Below are 7,949 nucleotides of genomic sequence, written 5' to 3' on the forward strand. Positions count from 1 at the left end.
GGCCTCTGAGATACTGCAGGACGGTCAACCGCCGACAGAAGGACATCCACCGTGCAGCGCTTCATGCTCCACAGCAAGATCCATCGGGCCACCGTCACCCAGGCGGACCTGCACTACGTGGGCTCGCTGACCATCGACCGTGACCTCATGGACGCCGCCGACATGCTCCCCGGCCAGCAGGTGGACGTCGTCGACGTCGACAACGGCAACCGGCTGACGACCTACGCCATCGAGGGGGAGCGCGGCACCGGCATCATCTGCATCAACGGCGCCGCCGCCCGCCTCGTCCAGCCCGGCGACACCGTGATCATCATCGCCTACGCCGCGATGGACGACGCCGAGGCGCGCGACTTCGAGCCGCAGGTCGTCTTCGTCGACGACGAGAACGCGATCGTCGACGTCGACCACGACGCCGGCGACGTGCCCGACGGGTACGGACTGTCCACCTCAGCGGTCACTGCGCGCTCCCACCCGCAGGGCACGGAGGGATGAGCGGTCCCGGCGTGGTCTCGCTGCCGCGGCGGCTGGCCGCGCCGGCCCCGGGCTGGTCCACGACCGCCGAGGTCATCGTCGTCGGCTCCGGCATCGCCGGCCTGACCTGCGCGCTGCGACTGCGTGAGCAGGGGCGCCAGGTCCTCCTCGTGACCAAGACCCGCCTCGCCGCGGGCTCGACCGCCTGGGCGCAGGGCGGCATCGCCGCCGCGCTCGACGAGGCCGACTCCCCGCAGGACCACCTCGAGGACACCCTCGTCGCCGGGGTCGGGCTGTGCGACGAGGACGCCGTGCGCACCCTCGTCACGGAAGGGCCGCAGCGGGTGCGCCAGCTCGCCGCCGCAGGGGCGAACTTCGACCTCGACGAGGCCGGCCACATCCTGCTCACGCGCGAAGGGGGCCACCACGCCGACCGCATCGCCCACGCCGGCGGCGACGCCACCGGTGCCGAGATCTCCCGCGCGCTCCTCGCGGCGCTCGCGGCCGTCGCCGACGATCCCGGCATCGAGGTCATCGAGGACGCGCTCGTGCTCGACCTGCTCACGTGTGCCGACGGGCGCGTCTGCGGGGTGACGCTGCACGTCATCGGCGAGGGCGAGCACGACGGGGTCGGCTCGGCGCACGCCCGCGCGGTGGTGCTGGCGACGGGGGGCCTGGGCCAGATCTACACCTCCACGACGAATCCCCCGGTGGCCACCGGCGACGGGATGGCCGCCGCCCTTCGCGCCGGTGCCGTCGTCACGGACCTGGAGTTCGTCCAGTTCCACCCCACCGTGCTCTACCTCGGGGAGGGCTCGACCGGCCAGCAGCCGCTGATCTCCGAGGCGGTGCGCGGGGAGGGCGCGGTGCTGCGGGACGAGCGCGGTGAGGCCTTCATGCAGGGGGTGCACCCGCTCGCCGACCTCGCCCCGCGCGACGTCGTGGCCCGGGCGATCCTCGACCGGATGGCCGCGACCGGGGCCGAGCACGTGTGGCTGGACGCGAGGGCGCTCGGGGCGGACTTCCTTACCCGGCGCTTCCCGACGATCCTCGCGCGCTGCCGGGACCTCGGGATCGACCCGGCCACCGACCTGCTGCCCGTGGCGCCGGCCCAGCACTACGCCTCGGGCGGGGTGCGCGTCGACCTGCACGGTCGCAGCTCCCTCGACGGCCTCTGGGCCGTCGGCGAGGTCTCCTGCACGGGGGTGCACGGGGCGAACCGGCTCGCGTCGAACTCGCTGCTCGAGGGGCTGGTCTTCGCCCACCGGGCCGCCGAGGACGTCCACGACCGGATCGCGAAGGGGGCGCTGCCCCAGTCCCGCCCGGTCGAGGACGGGCCCACTGGTGCGTTGGTCGACGGCGAACGCCGGATCGAGCTGCAACGGCTCATGACCCGGGGTGCCGGACCGGTCCGCAGTGCCGGGCCCGCCGCCGAGGCGCTGGGGTCCTTGGCGGAGCCGTCGGGTGGTGCGGAGCCGGGGCCGGAGGCCTGGGAGAGCACCAACCTGCTCCACCTCGGGCAGGTGCTGCTCACCGGTGCGCTGCTGCGCGAGGAGAGCCGCGGCGGGCACGTGCGCAGCGACCACCACGAGCGCGACGACACGAACTGGTGCGCCCACCTGCTGCAGGTGCGCGACCCGGAGGACGGCGAGGTCGCCGTGATCAAGCTGGAGGTCGAGCCGGCGGTGCCGGAGGGGGAGCAGTGATGGTGGCGGACTTCCCGCTCGAGGCGGCGCGGCGGCTCGTCCGGGACGCGCTGGACGAGGACCTGGGGCCCGACGGCCTGGACGTGACGAGCATGGCGACGATCCCGGCCGAGCAGCGCGGGGCCGGCCACGTCGTCGCCCGTGAGGCGGGGGTGCTCGCCGGTGGCCCGGTCATCGGTCTCGTGCTCGAGGGGGTGGCGGCGAGGACCGGGGGCCGGCCCCCTTCGCTCGAGGTGGCGGTCGAGGACGGGCAGCGGATCGCGGAGGGCGAGGTGCTCGCCGTGCTCGAGGGTCCGCTGCAGCAGGTGCTCATGGCCGAGCGGACGGCGCTGAACCTCCTCTCCCGGCTCTCCGGGGTCGCCACGCACACCCGCCGCTGGGCGGACGCACTCGCCGGGAGCGGCTGCTCGGTGCTCGACACCCGCAAGACGACGCCGGGGATGCGCGCGCTGGAGAAGTACGCCGTGCGCGCCGGGGGCGGTCGCAACAAGCGGATGGGGCTCTTCGACACCGCGATGGTCAAGGACAACCACCGGCACGCCGCCGGCGGTGTGGGGCCGGCGTTCGCGGCCATCCGGCAGCGCTTCCCCGACGTCGCGATCGAGGTCGAGGTGGAGAGCCGGGCCGAGGCGATCGAGGCGCTGGAGGCGGGGTCACGCTTCCTCATGTGCGACAACATGAATCCGTCGCTGCTGCGGGAGACGGTGTCCGCCGCCCGCGAATGGGCCTCCGCGAGAGGGGACTCGGTCGAGATCGAGGCGACCGGCGGACTCAGCCTCACCCTCGCGGCCGACTACGCCGCCACCGGCATCGACTGGATGAGCGTCGGTGGCCTCACCCATTCCTCTCCGATCATCGACCTCGCCCTCGACCTGGTCTGACCCCGCCCCCACACAAATGCTGCAGGCTCGACGAAGTCCTGCTGGTCCCTGGGCGGGGCGCATCATGGGGTGATGCTCACGGTGACCGGAATGACCAAGGCCTTCGGCGGGCGGCCGGTGCTGCGCGGCCTCGACGTCACCGTGGCGAAGGGGGAGGTCGTCGCCCTCGTCGGCCCCAACGGCGCCGGTAAGTCCACCGCGCTGCGGTGCATCGTCGGTGCCGACACGCCTGACGAGGGTGAGGTGCTGCTCGACGACGCAGCGCTCGACACCCGCAGGCCGACGACCCGCAGTGCCCTGTGCGCAGTGCTTGGGGACTTCGGGGTGATGCCCGAGCTGACCGTCACCGAGCACCTGGACCTGCTCGCCCGCGCGCACTCCGTCGCCTCGCCCGGGCAGGTCGTCGACGAGGCGCTCGCGGGGGCACGGATCGAGCACGTCGCCGACCAGCTGCCGAGCACGCTCTCCTCGGGGCAGGCCCAACGCTTCGCGCTCGCGACCGCGATGGTCCGGCCGTGGGAGCTGCTGCTCGCCGACGAGCCCGAGCAGCGCCTCGACGACGCCGGGCGGCAGTGGCTCGGGGACTGGTTGGCCGGGCACGCGGCCACGGGACGGTCCGTGCTCATGGCCTGCCACGACCCGGACGTGGTGGCAGGCAGCGGCGCGCGGGTGGTGACCCTCGCCGGTGAGGACTGACCCGAACCGCGGCGAGGTCGAACCCGGTGAAGCTGCGGCCGCCGACCGCCGTGGCGACCGCGTCGCCGCCCGGGAGGTGCTGCGGCGACGACGCCGCGGGAGCCGGGCCACCCCCTTCGGCCAGCTGGTCCAGGACTGGTACGTCGGGATCTTCATCACCGCGACCCTGCTGATGATGCTCTTCGCGGCCACGGGCAGCGCGATCCTCACGCCGGACTGCAGCGCCTCGGCCTGCCTCGAGCCGACCGGGTACCGCGTCGTCGCCGCCGGCCTCGCCGTCGTCGGGGTGGTCGGGCTCTTCCTCGGACTGCGTGCCGCCGGCCCGGCATCGAGCGACCCCGGCACGGCGACCTGGCTGCTGTCCTCACCGGCGGATCGGTCAGTGCTGCTGCGGGGCACCGTGATCCGCGCGGTGGGTGTGGCGCTGGTCGCTGGTGGCGCGTGGGGTGTCCTCGTCGGCTTCGCACTCGTGGGCGGCTCCGGTGGTGGCGCAGCGGTCGCGCTCCCGGTGCTCGCCTGTGCCGGGGCCGGGCTGCTGTGCGTCCTGCTGCTCGTGCCGCTGGTGGTCCGGCTGCAGGGCGGCCATGTCGGACCGGCGAGGTCCCTGCGTGCGGTGCCCGACGCCGAGCTGGCCCGGGCCGGACGGGCCGTCGAGGCGCTCGGTGCGGCGACCCTCATGCTCGACACCACCGCCCTGGACTCGCTGGCGACGCGGCGGCGCCTCACCCGGCGAGGCCGCTACCGGAGCCGGCCGGGTGCCGGGGGACCGCTCCTCGGGATCCTCACCCACGAGCTGCGCGCCCTGGCCCGACGGGGCGGCCGGGTCGTCATCGGGCTCGCCGGTTGTGCCGGCGCGCTCGTGGCCGGGCTGCTGCTGGGGCGGTTCGTGGGCACGCTGCTGGCGGCGGTGGCCGTGCTCGTCCTGACCAAGTCAGTGGCCGGGGGCCTCACCACCTGGGTGACCACTCCGGGCCTGCGCCGCAGCGTGCCGCTGGACCCGGCACGGGTGACCGCGGTGCTCGGGGCGGCTCCGCTCGCCCTCGGGCTGCTCGGCTCCGTCGTCGCGCTCGCGCCGCTGGGGTCGTCGTGGTGGGGGCCCGTGCTGCTCGCCACCGGGTGCGCCGCGGGGGCGCTGCGCTCGTGCGATCCGCCGCCCGGGCTCGGGGTCGCGCTGTCCACGCCGGCCGGCGCGGTGCACGTCGGTCTGGTGCAGCGGCTCGTGCAGGGGGTGGACCTCGCGCTGCTCAGTGCGCTGGCGCTGCTCCTCGCACAGGCCCACGACCTCGGTGGGGGTGTCGTGGTCGTCGGGATCGGGCTGCTCGCGTGGCAGGTGGTGCGCGAGCCGTCGTGAGACGACGTGCGTGGCCCGGTCGCGAGACCACCCCCACACGGCGCGGATTCGGGGGGCGCGATGGTCGTCGATATCGTGGTGACCCGTGAGTGACGCCCCCATCGAGACCCCTGCCGACGACGAGCTGCCCGAGCAGATGCGCATCCGCCGCGAGAAGCGGGACCGGATCCTCGAGGGCGGTGGCGACGCCTACCCGGCGGGCGCCCCGCGCACCCACACCCTGGCCGAGGTGGGCGAGACCTGGGGCCACCTCGAGACCGGCGAGGAGACCCAGGACGTCGTCAGCGTCACCGGCCGGGTGATGTTCGTGCGCAACACCGGCAAGCTCGCCTTCGCCGCGCTGCAGGAGGGCATCGGCACCCGGCTGCAGATCATGCTCTCGCTCGCCGAGGTCGGGCAGGAGGCCCTCGACGCGTGGAAGCACGACGTCGACCTCGGCGACCACGTGGCCGTCACCGGCCGGGTCATCCGCTCCCGTCGCGGCGAGCTGTCCGTCATGGCGACCGAGTGGTCGATGGCCTCCAAGGCGCTGCGCCCGCTGCCGGTCCTGCACAAGGAGCTCTCCGAGGAGGCGCGGGTCCGCCAGCGCTACGCCGACCTCGTGGTCCGCCAGGAGGCCCGCGACATGGTCCGGCTCCGTGCGGCCATCGTGCGCGCGATCCGGGAGACGCTGCACGCGCAGGACTACATCGAGATCGAGACCCCGATCCTGCAGCTGGTCCACGGGGGCGCTGCGGCCCGTCCCTTCGAGACGCACATGAATGCCTTCGACCAGGGCATGTCGCTGCGGATCGCGCTCGAGCTGCCCTTGAAGAAGGCCGTCGTCGGCGGCGTGGACCGGGTCTACGAGATGGGTCGGCTCTTCCGCAACGAGGGCGTGGACTCCACGCACTCACCGGAATTCACCTCCCTGGAGGCGTACCAGGCGTGGGGCGACCAGTTCACGATGGCCGAGCTCATCCGCGACATCCACCTCGCTGCCGCCGACGTGGCAGGCACCCGACAGGTCACCACCTCCGCCGGCGAGGTCGACCTCGACGGCGAGTGGCGCTGGCTGCCCTTCTACGACGGGCTGAGCGACGCGGTCGGCGAGACCATCGACGTCGGGACCCCGCTGGAGCGCCTCCGCGAGATCGCCGATGCGAAGGGGGTCCAGCTGGACCCCGCGTGGGGGGCCGACAAGGCGGCCATGGAGCTGGTCGCCGAGCTCGTGGAGCCGACCTGCGTGCAGCCGACCTTCATCTGCGACTACCCGGCCATCGCCCAACCGCTCGCCCGCCCGCACCGGGAGAAGCCCGGCCTCATCGAGGCGTGGGACCTCTTCATCGGGGGAGTGGAGCGGGGGACCGCCTTCTCCGAGCTCATCGACCCGGTCATCCAGCGGGAGGTCCTCGAGGACCAGGCTCGTCGCGCCGCCGCGGGAGATGACGAGGCGATGCCCCTGGACGAGGACTTCCTGCGGGCGCTGGAGTTCGGCGCACCGCCGATGGGGGGACTCGGCCTCGGGGTCGACCGACTCATCATGCTCTTCACGGGAGCAGGTATCCGCGAAACCATTCTCTTTCCCCACCTGAAGCCAGAGGGCTGACATGGAGATCATCGAGCAGATCTGGCCCTACCTCGCCGCGCTCATCCCGACCGTTGGTGTCGCATTCCTCTTCTACTGGGTCGTGCGCTACATGATCGAGGCCGACCGCAGTGAGCGAAAGGCCCTGGCGAAATGGAATGCCGAGCACCAGCAGGCTCCGGACGTCAAGGGGAACATGGGCCGTTCGTCCCACAACAAGGCGCAGGAGCGGCCGCGTGGTGGGGACGCCAGCTCATGATCGGCAGGACCATTTCCCTGTGAGTTGGGCAACCTTTTCCATAAAGATCGCTGAATGCCGGATCTCGATGCGACTTTTCGCGTCGAGATGGTTACCGTTGATTCCGGTTGCCCACCTGCCGCAATGAATGGAGACCCCATGGCACAGCGAGTGCAGATCATTCTCGAGGACGACATCGATGGTGGCGATGCCACCGAAACCGTCACCTTCGGGCTCGACGGCGTGAATTACGAGATCGACCTCAATGACAAGAATGCCGCCAAGCTTCGCGACGCCCTCGCCGGATATGTCGGTGCCGGCCGTCGCGTCAGCGGTCGTCGCAACAGCGGGACCCGTCGCTCCTCCTCGTCCTCGAACAAGGAGGACCTGAGCCGCATCCGTGAGTGGGCGCGCGCCAACGGCTACGAGGTTTCCGACCGCGGTCGGATCAGCCGTGAGGTCCGCGAGGCCTACGCGAAGGCCAACGGCTGAGCGTGGGCACCACGGCGGCCGGGCTGGGCGAGGACCTCGCGGGGCTCGGCCGTCACCTGTCCTTCCTCGAGGTCCGGGTCGCCGGCGACGGTGACCCGGACCTCGACGTCCCGCTCGCCCGTGCGGACGAGCTCGCGCCGCGGTGGATCGAGGCCTACCGCGAGGTGACGACCGCGCAGTCCGGGTCGGCGCCCAAGGGGATGCCTGCCGCCTTCGTCCTGCAGTACCTGCTCGACCCGCTCGCCACGGTGATGGCCACCGCGGCCATGCGTACCGCGATCGCGCTCGACGCGACACCGGCGCTGTGGTCCATCGGCCTGGCCCCGGTCCATCTCTACCCGCAGGTCGTGCAGCTGCGGCCCGGCGGGCACCGGCGCATCGTGGACGACATGGAGCGCCACGAGGCGGCGTGGGACGGCTACCGCGCCACCGCCACCGACATCGCACAAGGGCTGCCGACCCCGGAGAAGATGTCCAGCCGGCAGCGCCTCGGCATGGTCGAGGACATGTGGGAGATCGCCCTGGCCCGGCTCGTCGGCGGGCCGCC

9 protein-coding genes are annotated in these 7,949 nt (G+C 72.8%); all 9 read left to right on the plus strand.

The window, feature by feature from the left end:
* Window positions 1-51: 51 nt before the first annotated feature.
* Window positions 52-492, plus strand: a complete 441-nt coding sequence (gene panD / locus JCO01S_RS09460) for an aspartate 1-decarboxylase (protein ID WP_068254395.1) — start codon at window positions 52-54, stop codon at window positions 490-492.
* On the plus strand, window positions 489-2,177 hold the full coding sequence (locus tag JCO01S_RS09465) for an L-aspartate oxidase (RefSeq protein ID WP_084342802.1): 1,689 nt from the start codon (window positions 489-491) through the stop codon (window positions 2,175-2,177). Before panD ends, JCO01S_RS09465 begins: the two co-directional genes overlap by 4 nt.
* The gene (gene nadC / locus JCO01S_RS09470) at window positions 2,177-3,058 is read left to right on the plus strand and encodes a carboxylating nicotinate-nucleotide diphosphorylase (RefSeq protein WP_068254398.1); all 882 of its coding nucleotides are present in this window, start codon (window positions 2,177-2,179) and stop codon (window positions 3,056-3,058) included. The genes JCO01S_RS09465 and nadC overlap by 1 nt, the downstream gene beginning before the upstream one ends.
* A gap of 72 nt (window positions 3,059-3,130) precedes the next feature.
* On the plus strand, window positions 3,131-3,754 hold the full coding sequence (locus JCO01S_RS09475) for an ABC transporter ATP-binding protein (RefSeq protein WP_068254426.1): 624 nt from the start codon (window positions 3,131-3,133) through the stop codon (window positions 3,752-3,754).
* Window positions 3,744-5,105: a DUF6297 family protein gene (locus tag JCO01S_RS09480; protein ID WP_068254401.1), complete on the plus strand. Its 1,362-nt coding sequence runs from the start codon at window positions 3,744-3,746 to the stop codon at window positions 5,103-5,105. The genes JCO01S_RS09475 and JCO01S_RS09480 overlap by 11 nt, the downstream gene beginning before the upstream one ends.
* A gap of 136 nt (window positions 5,106-5,241) precedes the next feature.
* Complete coding sequence (gene lysS, locus JCO01S_RS09485; protein ID WP_084342804.1) at window positions 5,242-6,693, plus strand: lysine--tRNA ligase; 1,452 nt, start codon at window positions 5,242-5,244, stop codon at window positions 6,691-6,693.
* A gap of 1 nt (window position 6,694) precedes the next feature.
* The gene (locus JCO01S_RS09490) at window positions 6,695-6,931 is read left to right on the plus strand and encodes a hypothetical protein (protein WP_068254406.1); all 237 of its coding nucleotides are present in this window, start codon (window positions 6,695-6,697) and stop codon (window positions 6,929-6,931) included.
* A 54-nt stretch (window positions 6,932-6,985) separates the two neighbouring features.
* Window positions 6,986-7,402 (plus strand): histone-like nucleoid-structuring protein Lsr2, encoded by a 417-nt coding sequence (locus JCO01S_RS09495; RefSeq protein WP_369407289.1) that lies wholly within the window; start codon window positions 6,986-6,988, stop codon window positions 7,400-7,402.
* A gap of 2 nt (window positions 7,403-7,404) precedes the next feature.
* Window positions 7,405-7,949 (plus strand): hypothetical protein (locus tag JCO01S_RS09500; protein WP_157074548.1); only part of this gene is annotated, 545 nt, incomplete at its 3' end.

It is taken from the genome of Janibacter corallicola NBRC 107790, assembly GCF_001570965.1.
Classification (GTDB): Bacteria; Actinomycetota; Actinomycetes; order Actinomycetales; family Dermatophilaceae; genus Janibacter; species Janibacter corallicola.